The sequence below is a fragment of the Fontimonas sp. FW305-C-3 genome, from assembly GCF_058783185.1.
Genome location: NZ_JBYSYK010000003.1, coordinates 648,543 through 671,602, shown reverse-complemented (window position 1 = coordinate 671,602; position 23,060 = coordinate 648,543). Strand labels below are relative to the sequence as shown.

Annotated in this window: 22 protein-coding genes and 2 tRNA genes; 11 read left to right on the top strand and 13 right to left on the bottom strand. The window is 66.5% G+C overall.

Annotated elements, in window-relative coordinates; genetic code table 11:
• Positions 1-33: 33 nt before the first annotated feature.
• The 9 genes from AC3WUF_RS14570 to AC3WUF_RS14530 form a co-directional block, all read right to left on the bottom strand.
• Positions 34-110, bottom strand: a tRNA-Met gene (locus AC3WUF_RS14570).
• A 67-nt stretch (positions 111-177) separates the two neighbouring features.
• Positions 178-1,272: a redox-regulated ATPase YchF gene (gene ychF, locus AC3WUF_RS14565; RefSeq protein ID WP_492426798.1), complete on the bottom strand. Its 1,095-nt coding sequence runs from the start codon at positions 1,270-1,272 to the stop codon at positions 178-180.
• Between the two features lie 18 nt (positions 1,273-1,290).
• Complete coding sequence (gene pth, locus AC3WUF_RS14560) at positions 1,291-1,923, bottom strand: aminoacyl-tRNA hydrolase (protein ID WP_492426796.1); 633 nt, start codon at positions 1,921-1,923, stop codon at positions 1,291-1,293.
• An 87-nt stretch (positions 1,924-2,010) separates the two neighbouring features.
• On the bottom strand, positions 2,011-2,724 hold the full coding sequence (locus AC3WUF_RS14555) for a 50S ribosomal protein L25/general stress protein Ctc (RefSeq protein ID WP_492426794.1): 714 nt from the start codon (positions 2,722-2,724) through the stop codon (positions 2,011-2,013).
• Positions 2,725-2,896: 172 nt separating this feature from the next.
• The gene (locus tag AC3WUF_RS14550) at positions 2,897-3,850 is read right to left on the bottom strand and encodes a ribose-phosphate diphosphokinase (RefSeq protein WP_492426792.1); all 954 of its coding nucleotides are present in this window, start codon (positions 3,848-3,850) and stop codon (positions 2,897-2,899) included.
• 99 nt (positions 3,851-3,949) lie between these two features.
• Positions 3,950-4,024: transfer RNA gene (locus AC3WUF_RS14545), tRNA-Gln, on the bottom strand.
• A gap of 98 nt (positions 4,025-4,122) precedes the next feature.
• Positions 4,123-4,989, bottom strand: coding sequence for a 4-(cytidine 5'-diphospho)-2-C-methyl-D-erythritol kinase (ispE, locus tag AC3WUF_RS14540; protein ID WP_492426790.1), 867 nt, complete (start codon positions 4,987-4,989; stop codon positions 4,123-4,125).
• A gap of 53 nt (positions 4,990-5,042) precedes the next feature.
• Complete coding sequence (gene lolB, locus AC3WUF_RS14535) at positions 5,043-5,669, bottom strand: lipoprotein insertase outer membrane protein LolB (RefSeq protein WP_492426788.1); 627 nt, start codon at positions 5,667-5,669, stop codon at positions 5,043-5,045.
• Positions 5,666-7,447, bottom strand: a complete 1,782-nt coding sequence (locus tag AC3WUF_RS14530; protein ID WP_492426786.1) for a tetratricopeptide repeat protein — start codon at positions 7,445-7,447, stop codon at positions 5,666-5,668. The genes lolB and AC3WUF_RS14530 overlap by 4 nt, the downstream gene beginning before the upstream one ends.
• A 168-nt stretch (positions 7,448-7,615) precedes the next feature.
• On the opposite strand from AC3WUF_RS14530, the gene hemA reads away from it, so the two are divergent.
• From hemA to AC3WUF_RS14500, 6 genes are all read left to right on the top strand, one after another.
• Positions 7,616-8,872 (top strand): glutamyl-tRNA reductase, encoded by a 1,257-nt coding sequence (gene hemA, locus AC3WUF_RS14525; RefSeq protein WP_492426784.1) that lies wholly within the window; start codon positions 7,616-7,618, stop codon positions 8,870-8,872.
• Between the two features lie 77 nt (positions 8,873-8,949).
• Entirely contained in the window at positions 8,950-10,035 is a 1,086-nt protein-coding gene (gene prfA, locus AC3WUF_RS14520; protein WP_492426782.1) for a peptide chain release factor 1, read from the top strand.
• Positions 10,032-10,859: a peptide chain release factor N(5)-glutamine methyltransferase gene (gene prmC, locus AC3WUF_RS14515; RefSeq protein ID WP_492426781.1), complete on the top strand. Its 828-nt coding sequence runs from the start codon at positions 10,032-10,034 to the stop codon at positions 10,857-10,859. The genes prfA and prmC overlap by 4 nt, the downstream gene beginning before the upstream one ends.
• Positions 10,856-11,584, top strand: coding sequence for a HesA/MoeB/ThiF family protein (locus AC3WUF_RS14510; RefSeq protein WP_492426779.1), 729 nt, complete (start codon positions 10,856-10,858; stop codon positions 11,582-11,584). The genes prmC and AC3WUF_RS14510 overlap by 4 nt, the downstream gene beginning before the upstream one ends.
• The gene (locus AC3WUF_RS14505) at positions 11,577-11,915 is read left to right on the top strand and encodes a M67 family metallopeptidase (RefSeq protein ID WP_492426777.1); all 339 of its coding nucleotides are present in this window, start codon (positions 11,577-11,579) and stop codon (positions 11,913-11,915) included. The genes AC3WUF_RS14510 and AC3WUF_RS14505 overlap by 8 nt, the downstream gene beginning before the upstream one ends.
• Positions 11,916-11,952: 37 nt before the next feature.
• The gene (locus AC3WUF_RS14500; protein WP_492426775.1) at positions 11,953-12,741 is read left to right on the top strand and encodes a crotonase/enoyl-CoA hydratase family protein; all 789 of its coding nucleotides are present in this window, start codon (positions 11,953-11,955) and stop codon (positions 12,739-12,741) included.
• Positions 12,742-12,820: 79 nt separating this feature from the next.
• Here AC3WUF_RS14500 and AC3WUF_RS14495 read toward each other — a convergent pair whose 3' ends face one another.
• The gene (locus AC3WUF_RS14495; RefSeq protein ID WP_492426773.1) at positions 12,821-15,376 is read right to left on the bottom strand and encodes a CehA/McbA family metallohydrolase; all 2,556 of its coding nucleotides are present in this window, start codon (positions 15,374-15,376) and stop codon (positions 12,821-12,823) included.
• Between the two features lie 437 nt (positions 15,377-15,813).
• Between AC3WUF_RS14495 and AC3WUF_RS14490 the strand changes: the two genes are divergently transcribed.
• Genes AC3WUF_RS14490 through AC3WUF_RS14470 form a run of 5 tightly spaced genes read left to right on the top strand, consistent with a single transcriptional unit; the run spans position 15,814 to position 20,667 of the window.
• Complete coding sequence (locus AC3WUF_RS14490; protein ID WP_492426771.1) at positions 15,814-17,361, top strand: EAL domain-containing protein; 1,548 nt, start codon at positions 15,814-15,816, stop codon at positions 17,359-17,361.
• A gap of 55 nt (positions 17,362-17,416) precedes the next feature.
• Positions 17,417-19,117, top strand: a complete 1,701-nt coding sequence (locus AC3WUF_RS14485) for a proline--tRNA ligase (protein WP_492426769.1) — start codon at positions 17,417-17,419, stop codon at positions 19,115-19,117.
• A 28-nt stretch (positions 19,118-19,145) separates the two neighbouring features.
• Complete coding sequence (locus AC3WUF_RS14480) at positions 19,146-19,691, top strand: lytic transglycosylase domain-containing protein (RefSeq protein WP_492426767.1); 546 nt, start codon at positions 19,146-19,148, stop codon at positions 19,689-19,691.
• 2 nt (positions 19,692-19,693) lie between these two features.
• Positions 19,694-20,290, top strand: a complete 597-nt coding sequence (gene wrbA / locus AC3WUF_RS14475) for an NAD(P)H:quinone oxidoreductase (RefSeq protein ID WP_492426765.1) — start codon at positions 19,694-19,696, stop codon at positions 20,288-20,290.
• A gap of 8 nt (positions 20,291-20,298) precedes the next feature.
• On the top strand, positions 20,299-20,667 hold the full coding sequence (locus AC3WUF_RS14470; RefSeq protein ID WP_492426763.1) for a DUF2069 domain-containing protein: 369 nt from the start codon (positions 20,299-20,301) through the stop codon (positions 20,665-20,667).
• Here the strand turns inward: AC3WUF_RS14470 and hda are convergent.
• Genes hda through AC3WUF_RS14455 form a run of 3 tightly spaced genes read right to left on the bottom strand, consistent with a single transcriptional unit; the run spans position 20,591 to position 23,054 of the window.
• Positions 20,591-21,283 (bottom strand): DnaA regulatory inactivator Hda, encoded by a 693-nt coding sequence (gene hda / locus AC3WUF_RS14465; protein ID WP_492426761.1) that lies wholly within the window; start codon positions 21,281-21,283, stop codon positions 20,591-20,593. The two genes, AC3WUF_RS14470 and hda, sit on opposite strands and share 77 nt — an antisense overlap.
• The gene (locus AC3WUF_RS14460) at positions 21,280-22,410 is read right to left on the bottom strand and encodes an AI-2E family transporter (RefSeq protein ID WP_492426759.1); all 1,131 of its coding nucleotides are present in this window, start codon (positions 22,408-22,410) and stop codon (positions 21,280-21,282) included. The genes hda and AC3WUF_RS14460 overlap by 4 nt, the downstream gene beginning before the upstream one ends.
• Positions 22,407-23,054, bottom strand: coding sequence for a DUF8605 domain-containing protein (locus AC3WUF_RS14455; RefSeq protein WP_492426757.1), 648 nt, complete (start codon positions 23,052-23,054; stop codon positions 22,407-22,409). Before AC3WUF_RS14455 ends, AC3WUF_RS14460 begins: the two co-directional genes overlap by 4 nt.
• Between the last annotated feature and the right edge of the window lie 6 nt (positions 23,055-23,060).

The window sequence follows — 23,060 nt, the reverse complement described above, 5'->3', positions numbered from 1 at the left end:
CATGGGCGCGGTGATCTGTTTTTCCCAGAAAGGTGGTGGTGATGAGTGGAATCGAACCACCGACCTCAGCATTATGAGTGCCGCGCTCTAACCGTCTGAGCTACATCACCAACTTTCCGAGGGCGCGCAGTTTAAGGAAAAGCGGCGGCCCCGTCGAGGTTTCCCGCAAATCGGGCCTTAAACGTTGAATCGGAAGTGCATCACGTCGCCCTCGTGGACGATGTATTCCTTGCCTTCCAGGCGCCATTTGCCGGCTTCCTTGGCGCCGGGTTCGCCCTTGTACTGGATGTAGTCGGCGTAGCCGATGACTTCGGCGCGGATGAAGCCTTTTTCGAAGTCGGTGTGGATGACGCCGGCGGCCTGCGGGCCGGTGGCGCCGACCTTGACGGTCCAGGCGCGGACTTCCTGCACGCCGGCGGTGAAGTAGGTCTGCAGGCCGAGCAGGGCGTAGGCGCCGCGGATGACGCGGTCCAGGCCCGGTTCTGCGAGGCCGAGATCGCCGAGGAAGGCGGCCTTGTCGGTGTCGTCGAGGAGGGCGATTTCGGCTTCGATGGCGGCGCAGACCGGCACCACTTCAGCGCCCTCGGCGGCGGCGTAGGCCTGCACGCGCTTCAAGTAGTCGTTGCCGTTCTGCAGGCCGGCTTCGTCGACGTTGGCGATGTACAGCGCCGGCTTGGCGGTGATGAAGGAGAACTCGCGCAGCTGGACCTTCTCTTCCGGCTCCAAGGCCAGCGAGCGCACCGGCTTGCCTTCGTCGAGATGGGCCTGCACGCGCTTGAGCAGTTCGTAGCGGACGACGGCGTCCTTGATGCCGGCCTTGGCGGTCTTGGCGAGGCGGTCGACGGCCTTGGTGACGCTGTCGAGATCAGCCAGCGCCAGTTCGGTGTTGATGATCTCGATGTCGCGGATCGGGTCCGGCTTGCCGGCGACGTGGATGACGTCGTCGTTGTCGAAGCAGCGCGTGACGTGGGCGATCGCGTCCGTCTCGCGGATATGCGACAGGAACTGGTTGCCCAGGCCCTCACCCTTGCTGGCACCGGCGACGAGGCCGGCGATGTCAACGAACTCGACCGTGGCCGGCAGGATGCGCTGCGGCTTGACGATGGCCGCCAGCGCTTCGAGGCGCTTGTCCGGCACCGGCACGACGCCGACGTTGGGGTCGATCGTGCAGAACGGGTAGTTCTCCGCCGCGACCGCCTTCTTGGTCAGCGCGTTGAACAGGGTGGACTTGCCGACGTTCGGCAGGCCGACGATTCCGCATTGGATGGCCATGTGTGCTCCTGAAAATCCTTAAGTGTTCTTCTTGTCGGCGGGCGCGGCGTTCTTGCCGTCGGCGGGGGAATGCAGCTGGTTGATGCCACGCTCCCAGCCCTTGGCGAGCCAGGTGTCGATGGCGCTGATCGAGGCGTCGAGGCCGTCGAGGATCAGCTGCTCGTCGGCGCGGCTCGGCCGGCCCAGCACATAGTTCAGCACCAGATTCTTGTCGCCTGGATGACCGATGCCGATGCGCAGGCGCCGGTAGCCGTCGCCCAGCACGCGATGCGTATCGCGCAGGCCATTGTGGCCGCCGTGACCGCCGCCGAGCTTGAGGCGCATCGTGCCGGCCGGCAGGTCCAGTTCGTCATGCGCGACGAGAATCTGGTCGGGCTTGAGCTTGTAGAACTGCGCCAGTGCCTGGATCGCCAGACCGCTGCGATTCATGAAGGTCTGCGGCTTGAGCAGCAGCACCTGCGTGTCGCCGAGCTTGATCTTCGCCGTGTCGCCGCTGAACTTGGCTTCGCGGCGCAAGGTAGCGCGCGCGCGATCGGCCAGACGGTCCACCAGCCAGAAGCCGGTGTTGTGGCGCGTCTGCGCGTACTCGTCGCCCGGATTGCCGAGGCCGACGATCGCAATCAGTTCGTTCCCAGAGTCAGTGGCGGGCATGACAACGATTCCAAGAAAAAGCCCGTCCGGGCAGTGCGCTCGGACGGGCTTCGGGGCTCAGCGGCTTGAACCGCGAAAGGCCCGAGCTTACTTCTTCGCAGCCGGCTTGGCGGCAGCTGCCGGAGCAGCCTTGCCCGCCGGAGCCTTGCCACCGGCAGCCTTCGCATCGGCGGCCGGCGCAGCGCCTTCAGCCGGCGCGGCAACTTCTTCCTCTTCAGCCACCGCAGCGCGCGGCAGATGGACGGAAGCGACCGACTGGTCGTTGCCGTGCTTGAGCTGGATCAGCGTCACGCCCTTCGGCAGTTCGAGCTGCGAGAGGTGGACCGACTCGTTGACTTCCATCTTCGACAGGTCGACGTTGATGAATTCCGGCAGGTCCGCCGGCAAGCACTCGACTTCAACTTGGTTGAGCTGGTGCTCGACGATGCCGCCGCCGGTCTTCACGCCCGGAGCGACTTCCGAACCGGTGAAGTGCAGCGGAACGTGCATGCGCAGGGCCTTGTTGGCCAGAACGCGCTGGAAGTCGGCATGCGAGGCGTAACCGGTGACCGGATGACGCTGCAGGTCCTTGAGGACGACCGTCTGGGCCTTGCCGCCGATTTCGAGCTTGAGCAGATGCGAGTAGAAGGCTTCAACCTTCAGGTGCTTGCCCATCTCGTTGGCCGAGACTTCGATGTTGATCGGGGCGTCTTCGCCACCGTACACAATGGCCGGGATCTTGCCATCGCGACGCAGGCGGCGGCTCGCACCCTTGCCCTGGTCTGCGCGGATCTCGGCGCTAACCACAAAAGTATCTTTCATTTGATGCTCCAGAAATGGAAAAACCGTCGTCCGCGACCAGACGACGGGGCGCGGATTATACAGAAATGAGCGGCTGGCGGAGGGAAAACGACCGCAGCCCGGGTGAAACCCGGGCCTTTCGGCGCGCAGCAGGGTCAATTTCCCGGACTGCGTCCGGGCTACGGCGCCGGAATTAGTCGACGTACAGCGAGCTGACCGACTCTTCGGCCGAAATACGGCGAATCGTCTCGGCGAGCAGGCCGCCGATCGACAGCTGGCGGATCTTCGGGCAGGCGCGGGCGGTGTCGGTCAGCGGGATCGAGTCGGTGACGACCAGCTCGTCGAGCACCGACTGGCTGATGTTCTTGATCGCCGGGCCGGACAGCACCGCGTGGGTGACGTAGGCGACGACCTTGATCGCGCCTTCTTCCTTGAGCGCCGCGGCGGCCTTGCACAGCGTGCCGGCGGTGTCGACGAGATCGTCGACCAGCACGCAGGTGCGGCCGGAGACGTCACCGATGATGTTCATGACGCGCGATTCGTTCGGCTTCGGACGACGCTTGTCGATGATCGCCAGTTCGGCGTCGTCGAGGCGTTTGGCGACCGCGCGGGCGCGGACCACGCCGCCGACGTCAGGGGCAACGACGATCAGGTTTTCGTACTTCTGGCGCCAGATTTCGCCGAGCAGCACCGGCGAGGCGTAGACGTTGTCGACCGGAATGTCGAAGAAGCCCTGGATCTGATCGGCGTGCAGGTCCAGCGTCAGGACTCGGTCCGCACCGCATTCACCGATCATGTCGGCGACGACCTTGGCCGAGATCGGCACGCGGCTGGAACGCGAGCGGCGGTCCTGGCGGGCGTAACCGAAATAAGGAATGACCGCGGTGATGCGGCTCGCCGACGCGCGCTTGAGGGCGTCGAGCATCAACAGCAGTTCCATCAGGTTGTCGTTGGTCGGCTCGCAGGTCGACTGCACGACAAAGACGTCCTTGCCGCGGACGTTTTCAAGGATTTCGATCTGGATCTCGCCGTCCGAGAACTTGCCGACGACGGCCTGACCCATCGAGGTTTTCATGTAACCGGCGATGTTGCTGGCAAGCCGGGGATTGGCGTTGCCGGAGAACAGCATCAGCTTAGCGTCGGACATGGGCCTGCCTGTGCGTGTATGGCTGCGGGTCGGTGATCTGCGTACCCGCGTCAGCGGGAATCCAAACTTCAATACTGATGCGCGGTCGGGCCGGCTGAATGGCTGGGGCGGATGGATTCGAACCACCGAATGGCGGGATCAAAACCCGCTGCCTTACCACTTGGCGACGCCCCAACAGCAGGGCCCAGACTTCACAGGGCGGCGATTATAAATGCTGAGCGGTAATCCTGCGCCAGAATTTTTGACCTACCCGCTCACCATCGGCGAATCGCTCAACGAGACATCGCATCGCGCAGCGGCGAGGCATTCAGGCCGCGCGCAACGACCTTGGTCCAGTGTGCGGGCAACTGCGCGGCGATGCGCTCGGCGTCCTCCCGCGTCGCGCAGCTGAGGAAGCTTGAGGCGCCGGTGCCGGACATGCGCGCTGCACCGTGTTGGCGCAGCGCGGCAAGCGCGGCGCCGACATCCGGGTGACGCGCGACGGTGACCGGTTCGCAGACATTGCGGCCGGCGCCGGCAAGGAAATCGTCGAAGCCGATCGGCTCGCAGTCGCGCTGCAGCGCCGCTGCCGAGAAGATTTCCGCGGTGCTGACCTGCACGGCGGGAACCACGATGACGTACCAGGGTTCGGCAAGCGTGACCGGCGTCAGGCGCTCGCCGACACCTTCCGCCCAGGCGGCCTGGCCGCGGACGAAGACCGGTACGTCGGCGCCCAGAGACAGGCCGAGCGTCGCGAGTTCGTCGATCGTGAAACCGAGATTCCACAAACGATTGAGCGCGACCAGCGTCGTGGCCGCATTGCTGGAGCCGCCGCCGAGGCCGGCCCCGAGCGGAATGTGCTTGTCGATGCGGATATCGGCGCCGAGTTGGCAGCCGGAGGCACGCTGGATCAGCCGCGCGGCGCGCACGCTGAGGTCCTGTTCGGCCGGAATGCCGGCCGGGCCATCGAGGCGGTGGATTTCGGTGTCGCCGCGCGGGACGAAGTGCAGGCGATCGCAGAAGTCGGTGAACTGGAACACCGTCTGCAGCTCGTGATAGCCGTCCTCGCGCCGTCCGACCACGTGCAGGAACAGGTTCAGTTTGGCCGGAGCGGGCCAGGCGAAGGCGGCAGTGAATGCGCCGTGGTCGTTCTGAGGCATATCGAAAAATTAGGAGGCTGCGGCGGCAGCTACGGCGCGCGACTTTACCTGAGTCAACGTGGCGCTGGCATGGCAGGCCTGGTCGCGGCGAGATCGAGCGCCTCCCAGCGGTCGATGACCAGACGCAGCTGCACATCGCCCTGCGCGGCTTCGATGCGGCCGGGCAGGGCGAGGCTGCCGACCGTCTTGTAGCGATCGAAGCGCACGGTCCATTCACCCTGTTCAAGCAGGCTAAGCTGGCCGGCGTCGTCGAGCTCATAGCGCTCGACCGGGCCTTTGGCCGGCAGGCCCAGCGCCCAGGCGCGCAGGCTGTCCAGCGGCAAGGTCCAGCCCAGGTGCTGGAGCATCCATTGCTGCGGATCGGCCGTGATCTGCGTGCCTTCCTTGCTGCGGACTTCGACCCGCTCGGTCGTGCCGGTCATGGCAATCGCGCCGGCACCGAAGGGGCCGCTCAGCTGCAGTTCGAACTGGTCGTTGGCGCGTTGCTGCCAGCGCAGGTTGCCGCCGCTGCCGCCGATCTGGGTGAAGCGGCCCTGCAGCGAGAAACCCTGCACGGCGGTCAGCGCTTCGCTGCGCTGGGCCCAGCGCAGCTCGGCAGCTTCAGTGTTTGCCGGACGCGTCTGCACCTGCGCGCAGCCGGCGAGAACCAGCGCCGCCGCGGCGACCAGCAACCGCCTCATGGCGTATGGCGCTTCATCGTTTCGATCAGGGTGTCGTGCCCCGGGTTCTTGTCGAGCGCTTCCTTCCAAACCGACTGCGCCTGTTCGCGATCATTGAGCGCCCACAGCACTTCGCCGAGATGGGCGGCGACTTCCGGGTCGGGAAACTGCGCGTAGGCCTTCTGCAGCGAGGCCAGCGCCTCTTCGTTGCGGCCCTGCTTGAATTGCAGCCAGCCAAGACTGTCGATGATCGCCGCATCGTCCGGTTCCAGCACCAGCGCACGCTTGATCAGGTCTTCCGCCTCCGCATAACGCGTGCTGTGAACGACCAGCATGTAGCCGAGCGCATTGAGCGCGCGCGCGTCCTCGGGGTCGCTCTGGATGCTGGTCTTCAGATCCTTCTCGGCCAGGTCGATCTTGCCGAGACGCTCGTAGGCCAGCGAGCGGCCGTAGAGCAGATCGCTGTTGTCGACGTTGTCGGCCAGGGCCTCGTCGTAGAGCTTCAGCGCTTCGTCGTTGTTCTCGCCATTGAGCAGCAGTTCGCCTTCGGCCATGTAGAAGCGCGTCGCCAGCTGCGGAAAGCGGTCGCGCAGGCTTTGCAGCAGCTGGCGTGCGTTCGCCGTCTGGCCCATGCGGCCGAGCACCATTGCGCTGCGCAACGCGGCGTCCAGCGCCGGCGGGCCTTCGCGCACGCTCGAGTAGTACTCCAGCGCCTGCGGATATCGCGATTGCGCTTCGGCAATGCGGCCGAGCAGCAACGCCGCCTCGGTCTTGCGCTTGGGGTCGTTCAGCAAGGGCTGCAGATGCTCGGTCGCGGCGTCGTAGTCGCTGTCGGTGTAGGCCATGACGGCCAGCGCGTAATGCGCATCGGCGCCCTTGCTGTCGAGCTTGAGCACCTTGCCGAACTGCGCGCGCGCGGCGTCGCGCCGGTTGTTCTCCAGCAGCAGGCGCGCATAGCCGGATCGCAGTTCGGCGGCGCTGGCGTTCTTCTCGCCCTTGGCGAGGGCATCGATGCGGGCGTCCGACTCGTCGATCCGGCCCTGGCGTACCCAAGTGCCGATCAGCAGCAGATCGTGGTCGCGGTCCTTGGGCGCCAGCTCATGCGCCTTGCGCGCGGCGGCTTCGGCTTTTTCCGGTTCGTTGAGGGCGAGGGCGACGGCGCCGTAGGCATGGTGCGCGGCGGCCTCCTTGGGCCATTCGCCGACCAGCTGGCTCATGATCGTCAGCGCGCCGTCGGCGCGATCCCTGGAAGTCGGCATCATCAGCTGGGCGACATGGCGGAAGCCGTCGGCAACGCCGCCGGGATTGCCGCGGATCAGCTCGCGGCACTGTTCGAGCGTGCCGCTGAGATCGCCGGTCTGCAGGCCCAGGCTGATGAGGATTTCGCGCGGCTCGGCGGCGTTCGGCGCCAGCTGATGCCAGCGGCGCGCGGCTTCGAGGGCCAGGCCTTCGTCGCGGGCGACGACGGCCAGCGCCGTCGCGCGCTCGGCCAGTTCGACGTCGTCCAGCACCTTGAGGGCCGCGACGAACTCTCTGGCAGCCACTTCCGGCTGCTGACGGCCAGCGGCCATCTCACCGGCAAGCACGTGGTATTGCGCCTGGGCCTGGGCGGATTCGAGGCCTTCGGCCGGCGCTTCTTCGACGACCGTCGCGGCATCGGTGCCCGGCGCGCCGAGATTGTCGCCACCGAGCACGGGGTCGGCGGTGGGGGAGGTTTCGGCCCCGGCCGGCGTCGCCGCGCAGGCCGACAGCTGCGCCACCGCGCCGAACAGGGCGATCAGTGCCAGGCGGACGGTCAAGTGGGAATGCGGACGGAAAGAGGTCACGGGCGGAATCTGCTGGGGGTCAGTCATAAAGGACATTATCCTGAATCGAGGGTTCCCTGCCCGACTTTGCACAAGATTTGCATTGATCCTGCGGATCCGCCGGGAACCAGCGTAAAATTGGCGGAGACTTCACGGACAGCTATGGCCCTCATCACGCTCGGTCTCAGCCATCACCGTGCGCCCGTCGAGGCGCGCGAACGCCTGGCTTTTACCGATTCGGACCTGCCGGATGCCCTTGTACGCCTGCGCGCACTGCCGGGCGTCGATGAGGCGGCGATCCTGTCGACCTGCAATCGCACAGAGATCATGGCGGTCACCTCGCTGGAAGAGGAATCGCGCCTGATCGAATGGTGGCGCCGCGAACGCGAAGCGCCGAACGGCTATATCGAGAAATACCTCTATACCCATCGAGACCTGGGCAGCGTCACGCACAGCCTGCGGGTGGCGTCCGGCCTCGACTCGCTGATCGTCGGCGAACCGCAGATTCTCGGCCAGATGAAGCAGTCCTTCGGCCTTGCCAACGAGCTCAAGTCGCTCGGTCCGGTGCTCGGCCGGCTGTTCCAGCATGCGTTCGCGGTGGCCAAGCTGGTGCGTTCGCAGACCGAGGTCGGCGCGCATCCGGTGTCGGTCGCCTACGCCGCATTGCAAATGGCACGGCGCATTTTCGCCGACCTGCACAACCAGACCGCGCTGCTGATCGGCGCCGGCGAGATGATCACGCTGGTCGGCCGTCATCTGCAGCAGCACGGCGTCGGCCGCATCGTCATCGCCAACCGCAGCCTGGAACGCGCCGAGAAGCTGGCGCGCGAGCTGCACGGTTACGCCATCAGCCTCAACGACCTGCCGAGCTATCTGGGCGACGCCGATCTGGTGATTTCGTCGACCGCCGCGCGCGGGTTCGTCATCGACCGCGAGACCATGCAGCGCGCGACGCAGGCGCGCCGCCGCAAGCCGGTGTTCATGATCGACCTTGCGGTGCCGCGCGACATCGATCCGAAGATCGGCGATGTCGAAGACATCTATCTGTACAGCATCGACGATCTGCGCGATGTCGTGGCGCAGAACCTCAAGCGCCGCGAAGAAGCCGCGCGCCAGGCCGAAGTGCTGGTCAGCAACCAGGCTGCCGAGTTCTCGCGCTGGCTGGAAAGCCGCGACGCCGCCTCGACGATCCACAGCATCCGCGCGCATGCACGGCAGAGCCGCGACGAGGTGCTGGACAAGGCGCGCCGGCGCATCGCCAATGGCGAGCCGATCGAGGACGTGCTGAGTTTCGTCGCCGACACGCTCAGCAACAAGATCCTGCACGCGCCGTCGCAGGCGCTGCGGCGTGCCGACGCCGTCGAGCAGGCCTTGCTGCTCAACGCCGCGCGCCGGCTGTTCGATCTGCCCGAGGATTAGCGGCGCTCAAGCGCTGCGCGGCGCGCCGTCTGCGCGCCAATACTCGTCCCCGGCAGTCCGCATACTGAAGATGCAGCATGAAAGAATCCCTGATCGAAAAACTCGCGCAGATGGTCGAACGGCGCGAAGAGCTGACCCACGAACTCGGCGATCCGCGCGTGATCGGCGACAGCGACAAGTTTCGCCGCCTGTCGCAGGAGTATTCCCAGCTCGGTCCGGTCGTCGAAGCGTTTGACGCTTACCGCAGCGCGGTGCGCGATCTCGCCGATCTGGAACAGATGCAGCGCGATCCGGATCCCGAGCTGCGCGACATGGCGGCGAGCGAGTATCCGCAGCTCAAGGCCAAGATCGAACCGCTGGAGCAGCAGCTGCAGGGCTTTCTGGTGCCGCGTGATCCGCTCGACGGCAGCAATGTCTTCCTCGAAATCCGCGCCGGCACCGGCGGTGACGAGGCGGCGATCTTTGCCGGCAACCTGTTCCGCATGTACTCGAAGTACGCCGAGACCAAGGGCTGGCAGGTCGAGATTCTCTCGACCAGCGAAGGCGAGCATGGTGGTTACAAGGAAGTCATCTCGCGCGTGATCGGCTATGGCGCGTATTCGCAGCTGAAGTTCGAGTCCGGCGCGCATCGCGTGCAGCGCGTGCCGGAGACCGAAGCGCAGGGCCGCATCCACACGTCGGCGGCAACGGTCGCGGTATTGCCGGAGGTCGAGGAGACCCAGGCGATCGACATCAATCCGGCGGATCTGAAGGTCGACACCTTCCGCTCCAGCGGCGCCGGCGGTCAGCACGTCAACAAGACCGAGTCGGCGATCCGCATCACGCACATTCCGACCGGCGTCGTCGTCGAGTGCCAGGAAGAACGTTCGCAGCACAAGAACCGCGCGAAGGCGATGGCGCTGCTCGCTTCGCGCCTGCTCGATGCAGAGCGCGCGAAGCAGCAGGGCGATGTCGCGGCCACCCGCAAGAAGCTGGTCGGCAGTGGCGATCGTTCCGAACGCATCCGCACTTACAACTTTCCGCAGGGCCGCGTCACCGATCACCGCATCAACCTGACGCTGTACCAGCTCGACCGCATCATCGAAGGCGCGCTGGAACCCGTGATCCAGCCGTTGCTCGCCGAGTACCAGGCCGAGTTGCTGGCGGAAATGGGCGAGGCGTGACGCTTTCACAGGCCTTGGGCACGGCGCAGGCGCGCCTCGCGGCCGTCACCGACACGCCGCGGCTCGACGCCGAGTGGTTGCTGGAACATGTCACCGCGCTTAGCGGCACTCAGTTGCTTGCGCGCGCGGACGATGCGCTCGATGCGGCGCAGTCGACGCGCTATTTCGATCTGATCGAACGTCGCGAGCGCGGCGAGCCGCTGGCCTATCTGATCGGCGAGCGCGGCTTCTGGTCTCTGAATCTCAAGGTTTCGCCGGATGTATTGGTGCCGCGTCCGGAAACCGAGTTGCTGGTCGAGTGGGGTTTGCGGCTGATGGCGGAGCGCGAGCATCCCTCGATCGCCGATCTCGGCACCGGCAGCGGTGCGCTGGCACTCGCGCTGGCGAGCGAGCGCGCCGATGCCGGGGTTCTGGCGACGGATGTCTCTGCGGCGGCGCTCGTTGTCGCAAGCGGGAACGCAGCGCGCCTCGGCTTGCAGCGCGTGCGTTTCCAGCAGGGCAGCTGGCTGGCGGCGCTCGGCGGGCAGCGCTGCGATCTGATCGTTTCGAATCCGCCGTACATCGCTGCCCACGACGAGCACTTGCAGGCGCTGCAACACGAGCCGATGCTTGCGCTCAGCGACGGCGCCGATGGCCTGAGTGCCTTGCGCGAGATCATCGCGTCGGCGCCGGCGCATCTGCACAGCGGTGGCTGGCTGCTCGTCGAACACGGTTACGATCAGGGCGCGGCGGTGCGCGAACTGTTTGCAGCCGCCGGATACCAGGACATCGAAACGCGCCGCGACTATGGCGGCCAGGAACGCGCGACGGCAGGGAAGCGATGACCGATTTCACGCGCTACAGCCGCCAGGTCGTCCTGCCTGAAGTCGGCGTCAACGGCCAGGCCCTGCTGCGCGACTCCAGCGTGCTGGTCATCGGCCTCGGTGGCCTGGGCACGGCGGCGACGCAGTATCTCGCCGGCGCCGGCATCGGCCAGTTGCTGCTCGCCGACAAGGACCGCGTCGATCAAAGCAATCTGCAGCGCCAGACGCTTTACCGGCAGACCGATGTTGGCCAGTTGAAGACGCTCGCCGCGGCCGCGCAGCTTGCCGCGCTGAATCCGCAAATCGAAATCGAGACTTTCGATGGAGAAGGCGGCCTGGCGGCCGTGCCGCGCGCCGATGTCGTCCTCGATTGCACCGACAATTTTCCCGCGCGTTATGCGATCAACGCCGCCTGCGTGCGGGCACGCAAACCGCTCGTCAGCGGCGCGGCGATCCGCTTCGAGGGGCAGTTCGCGGTGTTCGATTTGCGCCGTGGCGGCCCGTGCTACCGCTGTCTGTTTGCCGATGTCGGCGAACCCGCGGAACGCTGCGAAGATGCCGGCATCCTCGGCCCTGTCGTCGCCACGGTCGGCAGTCTGCAGGCACTGGCGGCCCTCAAGATTCTGCTCGGCATCGATGCCGGCGCCGGCCGGCTGCACAGCTGGGATGCCTTGCAGATGCAGTGGCGCACGCTGAAATTCGGCGCCGATCCTTCATGTCCAGAATGCGGAAATCCTCATGCCTGAGAATCCATTGATCATTCCCCGCCGCCTGGCGATCCAGATTCTCCACGAAGCGCAGATCGCGCAGCCGGAGTCGATCCGCGGCGTAGTCTGCGCGCGCAACGACGAGCCGTCGGCGTTTCGTCAGAACGAGACGGCCGCGCGCGCCGGAGAAGTCGTGTGGGCCGTGCTGTGGTCGCATCCGACAACCGCCGCGGTGCCGAGCGTCGATCAGCTCACGACGGATCAGCTGAGCCTGGTTGTGTCGCTGAACATCAAGGGCGTGCTCGAGATGCGCGCCTGGCGTCTGCGCGACGGCGCGGCGCAGGAACAGATCCTGAAGATTCGCGAGTGACGCGAGTCGATTTCCTTTCAGAGCAAAAGGTGAGGCAATGAGCGAGACCAAGATTTCCGTTGAAACGCGCGGCCATGTGCTGCTGATCGGCTTCAATCGCCCCGACAAGTACAACGGCTTCGATCTGGAGATGTTCAATCAACTGGCCACGGCTTACGGACAGCTCGACCGCGATCCGGAACTGCGTTGCGGTTACGTCTATGCCAAGGGCAAGCACTTCACCGCCGGTCTCGACCTGCCGAAGTGGACGGAGACTTTCGGTTCCGGCGCCTGGCCGCCGTTGACCGACGATCAGCGCGATCCGCTCGGCCTCATTCCGAGCAAGCGCGTGTCCAAGCCGCTGGTGTTCGCGATGCAGGGCATCTGCTACACGATCGGCATCGAGCTGGCACTGGCCAGCGACATCCGCCTGTGCTCGGAGACGGTGCGCTTCGGTCAGATCGAGGTCAAGCGCGGCATCTACGCCTGCGGCGGTGCGACGCTGCGCATGGTGCAGGAGTTCGGCTGGGCCAATGCCCAGCGCTATCTGCTGACCGGCGACGAGTTCAATGCCGCCGAAGCGCAGCGCATGGGCTTCGTGCAGGACATCGTGCCGGACGGCGAGCTGTTTGAGCGCGGCCTGGCGATGGCCGAGAAGGTCGCGCGCCAGGCGCCGCTCGGCGTCTACGGCAGCCTCAAGTCTTCGCGCCTGCTGATCGAGCAGGGCATGGCGCATGCCGTGTCGCGTCTGATGCCGGATCTCGCGCCGCTGATGGGCAGCGATGACGTGCGCGAAGGCGTGCAGTCGTTTGTCGAACGGCGCGAAGCGCAGTTCAAGGGGCGCTAGTTTGTAGCCCGGCTGCAAGCCGGGGCGGCACTGCATGCTCAGGCAGTGCCGCCCCGGATTTCATCCGGCCTACGGTTGTCTAGTCAGCTTTCAGCACAAGGATTTCCTGCGTCCGGTCGCGCTGCAAACGCTGCGCGTTGCGCGTGCTGGCAAACGCAATCTGGCCGCCGGCCGTCGTCGGCCAGCTGTTGTTGCCGCGCGACGGGATCAATGCCGCATCTGTCCAGCCGGCATCGCCCAGCACGGCGGTCATGACGCGCCAGCGCCAGTCTTCGGCGCGCGAGTCGTACCAGACCGCGCGAACGCGGCCATCGGCATCGACGCCGAACTGCGGGTACTGCGCATGGCCGATGTCACTCGCCGCAATCGCCAGCGGCGCGCTGAAGCTCACGCCGTCGGTGGAGCGCGCAGACAGCACGCTCAGATTCGCACCGGAGGACTGCAGCGGCTTGCTGTCCCAGCCGAGCAGCAGATCGCCGTTGCGGTCGTAGGCGATCGCCGGATGACGATCGGCGGCGTCGGCATTGCCGACCAGCTGAAGCTCGCTCCACTCGCCGCCATCCGCAGCCAGCGTGCGAACGGCAATCTGCCAGTCGTCCGGGTCGGTGCCTTCACCGCTGAAGATGACGCCGGTCCACAGCGGATCGACGTCGTTGCGGTTGTCCTGCCAGCCGACGGCGAGCCGGCCATCGGCGGCACTGACGAGGCGCGGCCAGACGGAAGCCGGGTAGCGTGCGCTGCGGGTGTCGAGCAGGTTGGCCGCCATGATCGTCTTGCCGGCGTTCGACAGATTCTCCGCGTCATCGCCGCTGTCGATCCGTTGCAGCCAGATGTCGAAAGGCCTGCCTTCACCGATTTCCTGCCAGACCACGACGAGACCCTGCGCCGCGCTGAGATTGAGATCCGGATGCTCGGCGCGGCCTTCGGGCGCGCGCAGGATCTTCTCGGCTTGCCAGCTCAGGCCGCCATCGAGCGATTCGCGCAGGACGATGCTGGGGCGCCGCGGGCGCTGCTCGACCCCTTCGGCCTGCCAGACCGCGACGACGCGCTGGCCGAGCGCGGCGATGCGCGGGAAGCGGGCGTTCTGGGCGCTGCTCAGCACGCTGGCGCTCGACCAGCTGCCATTGGCGCGGCGCTGGCGATAGCTGACGACGCTGCCGCCCGGCACGTGCTGTTCGGCGACGAGATGGGACACATTGCCGCTGACCGCGAGATGCGGAAAGCCGCTGAATTCGCCGGCGCTGCCGAGCACGGCCTGCGCGCCGTCGTCGCTGCCGCTGTCGGCCGGAATGGCCGCGCTGGGCTGAGCGGCGGCCGGCGCCGGCGAGACGAAAATCGCCGTCGTCAGTGCGCGCAGCTGGTCCGGCAGCTCGACCGGATTGGGGATCAGCGACAGCGGCAGGCTGCTGGTGTCGAGATTGGCCGGCAGGCCAAGACCGCGAACCTCGGCGCGATACCAGACCGGGCCTTCGGTGGCCGTGATTTCCTGCGTGTATTGAGCGTCGAGTTCCAGCAGGCTCGGGCTGAACGTGGCCAGCGGCTCCGCGCTGCGACCCGGCGACTGATAGATGAGGATGCGGTTGCCCATCGCGCTGCTGGCGCTGACGCGCAGCACGCCGCGCGTGCCGGCGGGGACGATCACCTCGTCGCCAGCCATCGCCTCGAAGAGGCCGTCGCCGTCGAAATCGGCTTCCAGGCGCACGATCGGCGCGCCCGGACCGGCGTGGACCGTGGTGTTGCCGGCGGCGATCGCCTGCAGCAGTGCGCGCTCGGTCAGCGAGCGGGTGAACACTTCGGTGGTCGGCATGCCGGGACCGGCCAGCACCCACAGTTCGCGGAAATGGTTGTCGCTGGCGCCGGCGATGCCGAAGCGGTAGCCGGCGTTCCAGCGATTCTCGATGTAGTCGATCTCGCCTTCGACATCGCTGGCGCGGTTCCAGCCTTCGACCAGATCGATGCCGATCGCATCGCCGCGGCGGTTCGGCAGCCCGTCTTCGCCGGTTTCGCCGTCGTCGGGATGGGCGGTGACCCAGATCGCGCCTTGGGTGTGGGCGTCCCAGATGGACTGCTGCAGGCGGCGCAGCTCGTCTTCGGTGTCGGCGCCCTGGACCACGGTGTCGATCGCGCCGTGCACGGTCGCATGCGGCGAGCCGTTGGCTTCCTCTCCCGGAATCAGCAGCAGCTCGGCCGAAGTCCAGGTCGGGTCATAGTGCTGGTCGTAGGTGCGGTGATCGGTCAGGGGCAGGAAGTCCAGGCCCATCAGGCGCGCCCAGCCCATCTGGTCGGTCATCGAGACATTGCCGGGGCCGCGGTCGTCGCCCAGCTGACGCAGCAGGCTGCCGTCCGAGGAGTGATCGTCGTGGACGTGCATGTCGCCCTTGACCCAGAGGCCGGCGCGGTCGCCGCCGCCGCGCGTCTCGAAGCGGGCCGTCACGCTGCGGGCCTGGTCGAGCGTCACAAAGCAGGTCTGGCTGCCGCTGCAGTCGCCGGCCCAGCCGGCAAAATCGCTGCCGGCGGCCGCTTCCGCGCTCAGCGCGACCTGACTGCCGCGCGGGAAGCGGGCAGTGCAGGGCGACCGGCAGTCCAGTCCGGCCGGGGTCGAGTGGATGCGCCCGCTGCCGCTGCCGTCGGTCAACACATTCAGCTCGACTGTCTGGCTGTCCGGACCCGGGCCTCCAGCTTGTGGTTCAGTAGATGAACCACAGGCCGCAAGGAATGCGGCGGCAGCGGCGACGGAGAGCCAATGGACAGCCTTCTGGGCAGTTTCCCGAACTGGAAAAGACGGTGTGGCGGTGTGCAAGCGATCCCCCCGGATGATTCTGTAATCGGTTCTGCGGCCTATGATCGCGCAGAGTGCATGACGGTTGTTCGGCGCTGGTCGATCGCTGGGAGGCCGGGGGGTTGGCACTCCGCGTGCGAGTCGATTGACTTGACGGTAACTTTCCGTGCAGAGTCGCGCCCACCGATGAACCCAATCATACAGCTCAGTACAGTAGTGGCGCACGCGAAGCACGCGCGCCCGTCGTCGGTGACCCCCCAGTCCGCAGCCCGCGCCGCAGTCTGGATTTCTGCATGAATATGGACCCCCATTCCGACCCGCGCTTTGACGCGATGTCGGCCAGCGCCCTGCTCAAGCAGATGCCGCAGCCGATCGCCGTGCTCGACGCCAGCGGGGACACCGTGCACCTGGTCAACCAGGCGCTGGTCGAACGCGCGCAGTTGGGCGAAGCCCAGCTCAAGGAACTGAATCTCCAGGCGCTGGCCAAGGTGTTTTCCGAAGCCACCAGCGACAGCGGTTACACGCACGCCATCCAGTACGACGGCCGCGACGCGCTGCTCTGGATGGCCGATCACCAGCGCCCTGAAGTTTTGATTGCGCGTGACCCGACGACCGGCCTCACGGTCCGTCAGGTCATGGAGAAGCGCTTGCGCGGCGCGCTCAACGCGCATGCCGCCGGTGCGCTGCTGCGGATCGAAGTCGATCAGTTTCTGCTCATCAACGATGCTTACGGGCGTCAGGCGGCCAACGAACTGCTCGGCCAGCTCGGTACCTTGTTCCTCGCCCAGATGCGCGGCAGCGGCGAAGCGACCTGGCTCGGCAGCGGCGATTTTCTGGTCCAGGTCACCCATCCCGATCCGGTCGAGGCCTGGCGTCTGGCCGAGCGCATGCGCCTGCAGGTGGCGGCGCAGGGCTTCGAATGGCGCGGCAATCACTACGGCGTGACGATCAGCGTCGGCCTGGCTTTCAACGAAAGCGCGTATTTCGATTTCAATGAACTGATGTCGGCGGCTGAAGTCGCCTGCCGTGCGGCACGCGAACGCGGCCGCAACCGCATCGAGCAGTACCGCAGTTCCGATCACGAAGTCTCGCGCATGCGCGGCGAGCAGTCGTGGGGCGGCCGGGTGCTGGCGGCGCTGGAGAACAGCACGTTCGCGCTGTATCGCCAGCGCATCGACCCGGTGATTTCCGGTTTCAGCGCCCCGCATTACGAAGTGCTGCTGCGCCTGCCGGCCGCCGCCGGCTGGACCACGCCGGTGGAGTTCGTCGCCGCGGCCGAGCGCTACGGCCTGATGCCGCAGCTGGATCGCCGCATCATCGTCCGCGTCTTGCGCGAGCTGTCGCGTCTGCCGGTCGAGCAACGCCCGGTGACTTCGGTCAACCTGTCGGCGCACAGCCTTGGCGATCTGAGCATGGTCGCCTACATCGAGCGCATGCTCGAACGCTTCGAAGTCCACGCGCGTCACCTGTGCCTGGAAATCACCGAGACTGCGGCGATCGCCAACACCACACAGGCCAGCGCGATGGTCAAGGCGCTCAAGACGATGGGTTGCCGCGTCGCGCTCGACGACTTCGGCGCCGGCATGTCGTCGTTCAGCTATCTGAAGACGCTCAACGTCGACACGCTGAAGATCGACGGCAGCTTCGTTCGCAACGTCGCGCATGATGCGGTTGACGCGGCGACGATCGAGAGCATGGTCAAGGTTGCCCGTCTGCGCGGTCTGACGACCGTCGCGGAGTGCGTCGAGGACGGCCCGTCGCTGCAGCGTCTGGGCGAACTGGGTGTCGACTACGCCCAGGGTTTCTATCTGCACCGGCCCGAGACCTGGTCGCTGCCGTAGCGCGGTCTGGCGGGCTACAATCCGCGCCGTTCCCCCAACGGCCCAGCCCTGTCCGATGCGTCTCTCCCGATTCCCGCTGCACACCACCAAGGAAACCCCGTCTGATGCGGAAGTCGTTTCGCATCAGCTGATGCTGCGCGCCGGCTTCATCCGCAAGCTCGGCGCGGGTCTGTACAGCTGGCTGCCGATCGGCCTGCGCGTGTTGCAGAAGATCGAAGGCATCGTGCGCGAGGAAATGAACCGCGCCGGCGCGATGGAAGTGCTGATGCCAAGCATCCAGCCGGCCGAGCTGTGGCAGGAGTCCGGCCGCTGGCAGGTGATGGGCGACGAGATGCTGCGCGTCAAGGACCGTCACAAGAACGACTACTGCTACGGCCCGACACACGAGGAAGTGATCTGCTACCACTTCCGCCAGGACTACCGCAGCTATCGCCAGCTGCCGGTCAACTTCTACCAGATCCAGACCAAGTTCCGTGACGAGCGCCGTCCGCGCTTCGGCCTGATGCGCGGCCGCGAGTTCCTGATGAAGGACGCGTACTCGTTCCACATGAGCGCCGAGGATCTGTCGCGCGAGTACTACAACATGCGCGAGGCTTACACGCGCATCTTCACCCGCGTCGGTGTCGAGTTCCGCCCGGTGAAGGCCGACAGCGGCAACATCGGCGGCGCACTGTCCGAGGAGTTCCACATCCTCGCCGGTTCGGGTGAAGACCTGCTGGCGGTCGCCGAAGGCGGCACCTATGCGGCGAACGTCGAGGCTGCCGAGTGCAAGCCTTCGCAGCCGCGTCCGGCGGCGGGCGCCGCGCTGGAGAAAGTCTCCACGCCGGGACAGAAAACCTGCGAGCAGGTCAGCAAGTTCCTCAACGTGGCGCTGACCGGCAAGGTCAAGCTGCTCGTCGTCAAGGGTCGCGAAGGCGGTCTCGTCGCGATCGCGCTGCGCGGCGATCACCAGCTCAACGAGGTCAAGGCAAGCAAGCATCCGAAGATTGCGAGCCCGCTGCAGCTGGCGGCGCCGGAGGATGTCGAGAAGGCGTTCGGCTGCGAAGTCGGCTACCTCGGCCCGGTCAACTGCCCGGTGACCCTGATCGCCGATCACGCAGCGGCCGAGATCGCCGATTTCGTCTGCGGCGCGAACCTCAACGACCACCACCTGAAGGGCGTCAACTGGGGCCGCGATGCCGCCGAGCCGGAGACGGCCGATCTGCGCATGATTGCCGAAGGCGATGCATCGCCGGATGGCGTCGGCACGATCAAGCTCTACCGCGGCATCGAAGGCGGCCACATCTTCCAGCTCGGCACCAAGTACTCGAAGGCGATGGGCCTGACCGTGCTCGACGAGAAGCAGCAGCCGGTGACGCCGGAAATGGGTTGCTACGGCATCGGCGTGTCGCGCATGGCAGCGGCGGCGATCGAGCAGTCGTACGACGCGGCCGGCATGATCTGGCCGGAGGCGATCGCCCCGTTCAGCGTCATCCTGTGCCCGATCGGTGCCGACAAGTCCGACATGGTGAAGGTTGCGGTCGAAACGCTGTATGCCGAGCTGCAGGCGGCCGGTGTCGACGTCCTGCTCGACGATCGCGGCAACCGCCCGGGTGCGATGTTTGCCGATGCCGATCTGATCGGCATTCCGCACCGCATCGTCATCGGCGACAAGGGCCTCGCCCAGCAGCAGTTCGAGTACAAGCATCGCCGCGCCGAGAAGGCCGAGATGATCCCGGCGTCGACCGCCGACGTGCTGAAGCAGCTGGGGCGCTGATCTGCGCACGGTAGCGCTGGCCTTGCTGATGCTGTGCTCGGCAGCGGCCAGCGCTGCCGGGCCACAGCCGAATGCAACGCCGGATCCGGAGCTGCGTCAGCTGCTGGTGCGCGCCGTCGGCGCGACCGACAGCTTCGAGCATCGCTTCGACGCCGAGGTCTGGCTGGTCGACATGTCCGGACGTCTGCAGCGCTATGTGCGCGATGATCAGCGGCGCCTCGAACTGCTGCGCAAGGTGCACAGCGAGGCGCGTCGCGCGAAGCTATCTCCGGAGCTGGTGCTGGCGCTGATCGAAGTCGAAAGCCGTTTCGATCACTACGCGCTGTCGTCCGCCGGTGCGCAGGGACTGATGCAGGTGATGCCGTTCTGGCTCAAGGAAATCGGCCGCCCCGACGACAATCTGTTCGACATCAGCACCAATCTGCGGATGGGCTGCACGATCCTCAAGTTCTATCTGGACAAGGAGCAGGGCAATCTCGTCAACGCGCTGGGGCGCTACAACGGCAGCCTGGGACGGATCGAATATCCCGGTCTGGTCATCAATGCGCTGAACAAGCGCTGGTATCGAGGTTGATCGTGACGGATATCCTGGTTCTCTATTACTCCCGCCACGGCTCGGTCGCGCAGATGGCGCGTCGCGTGGCGCACGGCATCGAGTCGGTGCGGGGTGCGAGTGCGCGTCTGCGCACGGTGCCCGCCGTCAGTGCCGATGCCGGCGAGCGCGGTCCCGACATTCCGGCCGACGGCCCGCCGTTCGCGACGGCCGACGATCTGCGCGAATGCGCGGGCCTCGTCATGGGCAGTCCGACCCGCTTCGGCAACATGGCCGCACCGATGAAATATTTTCTCGACGGCACGTCGGCGCTGTGGATGTCGGGCGCGCTGAAGGACAAGCCGGCGGGTGTGTTTACGTCGACCAGCTCGATGCATGGCGGTCAGGAGTCGACGCTGCTGTCGATGATGCTGCCGCTGATGCATCACGGCATGCTGATGGTCGGCCTGCCTTACACGCTGCCGGAACTGTCGTCGACGCGCAGCGGCGGCACGCCCTACGGCGCGAGCCATCTCGCCGGCACCGGTGCGCAGGCGACGGTACTGAGTCGCGAGGAAGCAAGCTTGTGCGAAGCGCTCGGCCAGCGGGTCGCCGAGATCGCCCTCAAGCTGCGCGCATGAATACTTCGATGAACAGGCAACGACTGCTCAGCGATTACGCCTGGCCGGTCGCGGTGGCTGCGCATCTGCTGATGATCGCCGCGCTGGGCGCGCTGGCGATGAAGGGCAGCGTGCTGAGCGGCGCCGCGGCGCTGTTGCTGCTGCCCTCGCTGCCGGGCCTGCTGCGCCGTCGGCGCTACACCTATCAGTGGACCTGCATGCTGCTGTCGATCTACTGCGCGCTGTGGCTGGCCGAAGGCTGGTATGCGCCGGCAACAAGCGCGACGGCGTTCTCGGTGGCAGCGCTTGCGGCGCTGGAGTTCACGGCGCTGGCTTTGTACGTTCGCCTGCTGAATCGAGAGCGGCCTGCGCCAGCGGCAGGGTCAGACGCCGCTTAGCGGTCAGTGAAGCGCGATCGAGCGTGTCGAGAATCTCCAGCAGGCTGCCTGTGTCGCGCGCCTGGGTGTTGAGCAACCAGCGCACGACATCGTCGGGGATCGTCAGGCCACGCTGACTGGCGCGCAGGCGCAGGAACTCCGCGCGCTGCTCGTCGTCCAGAGATTTCAGGCCGAGTACCAGGCACTGGCTCAGGCGCGTACGCAGATCCGGGCGCGCGACCTGCAGATGCTCGGGGGTCGTGCAGGCGGTGAGCGCGATGCGTCGATTCTGTCCGCGCAGCTGATCGAGCAGGCGCAGCAGCGCGACGCACCAGTCTGCTTCGGCGCAGACGCTGTCGACATCGTCGATCCACAGCGCATCCATTTCGCTGTAGCCCTCGAGCAGCTGCGGACCGTGCTCACGCAGGTCCGCCAGCGGCAGATAGGCACCACCGAATTCACGGCAGGCCGCCTGCAGCAGATGCGTGCGGCCGCTGCCGAACGGGCCGCACAACAGCAGCGGTTGATTCAGTTGGCGCAGCGCGGCGACGGCCTCGGCATTGCTGCCGGCGAAATAGCTCGCGAAGCTCGCCGTGTCGCGCAACTGCACGGCGAGCGGCAACTGCGCTCCCTTCATGCCGCCGGCGGGCCCGGGTCGGTTGGCGGTGGTGCAGGCACCGCTTCGGGTGCTGCCGCCGGTAGCGGGGCGCCTGCGGTGTACAGCGGGCTCTTCAGCCATTCATTCTTGAAATGCCGCAGCAGCACCGCAATCGCCGCTGAGCCGGGCAGCGCAATCAGGATACCGACGAAGCCGAACAGCTGACCGCCGGCCATCAGCGCAAAAATCACCGCGACCGGATGCAGGCCGATCTTGTCGCCGACCAGCGTCGGCGTCAGCCACATGCTCTCGAGCACCTGGCCGATGCCGAATACCAGCGCGACCCAGACCAGCGGCAGCAATGCCTGCTCCTGCGCGAACATCGCCAGTGCCGCCGCGATGAAACCGACCGCGAAACCGAGATACGGCACGAAGCTCAGCATGCCGGCGACGAAGCCGATGACCAGCGCCAGCTTGAGACCGGCAATCGCCAGGCCGATGCTGTACAGCGCGGTCAGTGCGAGCATCACCGACAGCTGGCCGCGGATGAAGGAGCCCATCACCAGGTCTGTTTCGTGTGCCAGCGTCTGCACCAGCGGCAGATGGCGCGGCGGGATCATCTTCGCGATCCAGGCGACCAGGTTGTCCCAGTCGCGCAGCAGATAGAAACTGACGACCGGAATCAGCAGCAGATTCGCCACCACGGTCGCGAACAGCGCGCCGGACTTCGACAGATTGCGCCACAGCGCGCGAATCAGATCGCCGGAGGTTTGCCAGTTCTCGCTGACGATCTGCTTGAGGCCCTGCGGATCGAGATGCACGTCGGCCGGCAGCGCGATGCCCAGCCGCGGCAGCGCGCTGTTCTGCACCCAGTTGAGCAGGTCGGGAATCTTGCCGATCAGCGCGACCGTCTGCTGGTAGAGCAGCGGTACGACGAGCACGGTGCCAATCAGGCCAATCAGCGTCAGGACGACGAAGACGACGACGACGCCGACGCTGCGCGACAGACCCATGCGCTGCAGGCGATCGACCAGCGGATCGCCGAGATAGGCGAGGCCGGCGCCGATGACGAACGGCGTCAGGATCGGCGCGAACAGCCACAGCAGCGCCAGCAAGCCGATGCCGGCGACGTACCAGGCCCACTGCTGGCGCACTTGCGAGCTCACTGGGCGCCGCCGACCAGGCGGTACGCGAGTTCGGCGCCCGCGGCGTTGTCGCGGACTAGGCGGCCATTGCTCATCAGCGCGCCGCTGAGCCGGCCGGCGCCGCCTTCGGAGCGGACACGCAGTTCGACCAGATCGCCGCTGGCGCGGATCGCGTCGACGCCGCGAACATTGGGCAGGCTCTGCACGGTGGTCATCAACTGCAGATAGTCGGCGCCCGAGCGGATGCCGCTGACCTGCATCTGGACTTCTTCGACGTTCGCCGCATAGACGCCCCAGACCGGCAGGCCGAGCGCCTTGAGCCGGCGCTCCACCGCCGTGCCGTCGAACGCGGCAACCAGCACCAGCGTGTTGTCGACTTCCTTCTGGTAGCCGAAGCGCTGCACCAGCGCGCTGGCCTGATCGAGCAGGCTGGAGGCCTGCATCGGTGCGCTGCCGCCGCTGACCCGCGCAACGACCTCGCTCAGGGCCTGGCGCAGCGCAGGGCCGCGCGCGGCGTCCGACTCGTCGGCGACCGGGATGCGCGCCTCGTAGGCCTGCGCGGTTCCCGCGAGTTGCGCCAGCGCCGGGCTGTTGCCGAACAGCGCAAGGAGCAGGGCCAGAATCGGACCCAGGACGGGGCCAAGGGCAACTTTAGTTGTTCGCATGAGCGA

Bases quoted from the DNA above. Each gene is read 5' to 3' on its own strand.
- ispE (WP_492426790.1), bottom strand. From the start codon at position 4,989: ATGCCTCAGAACGACCACGGCGCATTCACTGCCGCCTTCGCCTGGCCC.
- ychF (WP_492426798.1), bottom strand. From the start codon at position 1,272: ATGGCCATCCAATGCGGAATCGTCGGCCTGCCGAACGTCGGCAAGTCC.
- hda (WP_492426761.1), bottom strand. From the start codon at position 21,283: ATGAAGGGAGCGCAGTTGCCGCTCGCCGTGCAGTTGCGCGACACGGCG.
- AC3WUF_RS14555 (WP_492426794.1), bottom strand. From the start codon at position 2,724: ATGAAAGATACTTTTGTGGTTAGCGCCGAGATCCGCGCAGACCAGGGC.
- AC3WUF_RS14470 (WP_492426763.1), top strand. From the start codon at position 20,299: ATGAACAGGCAACGACTGCTCAGCGATTACGCCTGGCCGGTCGCGGTG.
- pth (WP_492426796.1), bottom strand. From the start codon at position 1,923: ATGCCCGCCACTGACTCTGGGAACGAACTGATTGCGATCGTCGGCCTC.
- AC3WUF_RS14490 (WP_492426771.1), top strand. From the start codon at position 15,814: ATGAATATGGACCCCCATTCCGACCCGCGCTTTGACGCGATGTCGGCC.
- AC3WUF_RS14550 (WP_492426792.1), bottom strand. From the start codon at position 3,850: ATGTCCGACGCTAAGCTGATGCTGTTCTCCGGCAACGCCAATCCCCGG.
- prfA (WP_492426782.1), top strand. From the start codon at position 8,950: ATGAAAGAATCCCTGATCGAAAAACTCGCGCAGATGGTCGAACGGCGC.
- AC3WUF_RS14510 (WP_492426779.1), top strand. From the start codon at position 10,856: ATGACCGATTTCACGCGCTACAGCCGCCAGGTCGTCCTGCCTGAAGTC.
- lolB (WP_492426788.1), bottom strand. From the start codon at position 5,669: ATGAGGCGGTTGCTGGTCGCCGCGGCGGCGCTGGTTCTCGCCGGCTGC.
- AC3WUF_RS14485 (WP_492426769.1), top strand. From the start codon at position 17,417: ATGCGTCTCTCCCGATTCCCGCTGCACACCACCAAGGAAACCCCGTCT.
- AC3WUF_RS14455 (WP_492426757.1), bottom strand. From the start codon at position 23,054: ATGCGAACAACTAAAGTTGCCCTTGGCCCCGTCCTGGGTCCGATTCTG.
- AC3WUF_RS14480 (WP_492426767.1), top strand. From the start codon at position 19,146: ATGCTGTGCTCGGCAGCGGCCAGCGCTGCCGGGCCACAGCCGAATGCA.
- AC3WUF_RS14500 (WP_492426775.1), top strand. From the start codon at position 11,953: ATGAGCGAGACCAAGATTTCCGTTGAAACGCGCGGCCATGTGCTGCTG.
- hemA (WP_492426784.1), top strand. From the start codon at position 7,616: ATGGCCCTCATCACGCTCGGTCTCAGCCATCACCGTGCGCCCGTCGAG.
- AC3WUF_RS14505 (WP_492426777.1), top strand. From the start codon at position 11,577: ATGCCTGAGAATCCATTGATCATTCCCCGCCGCCTGGCGATCCAGATT.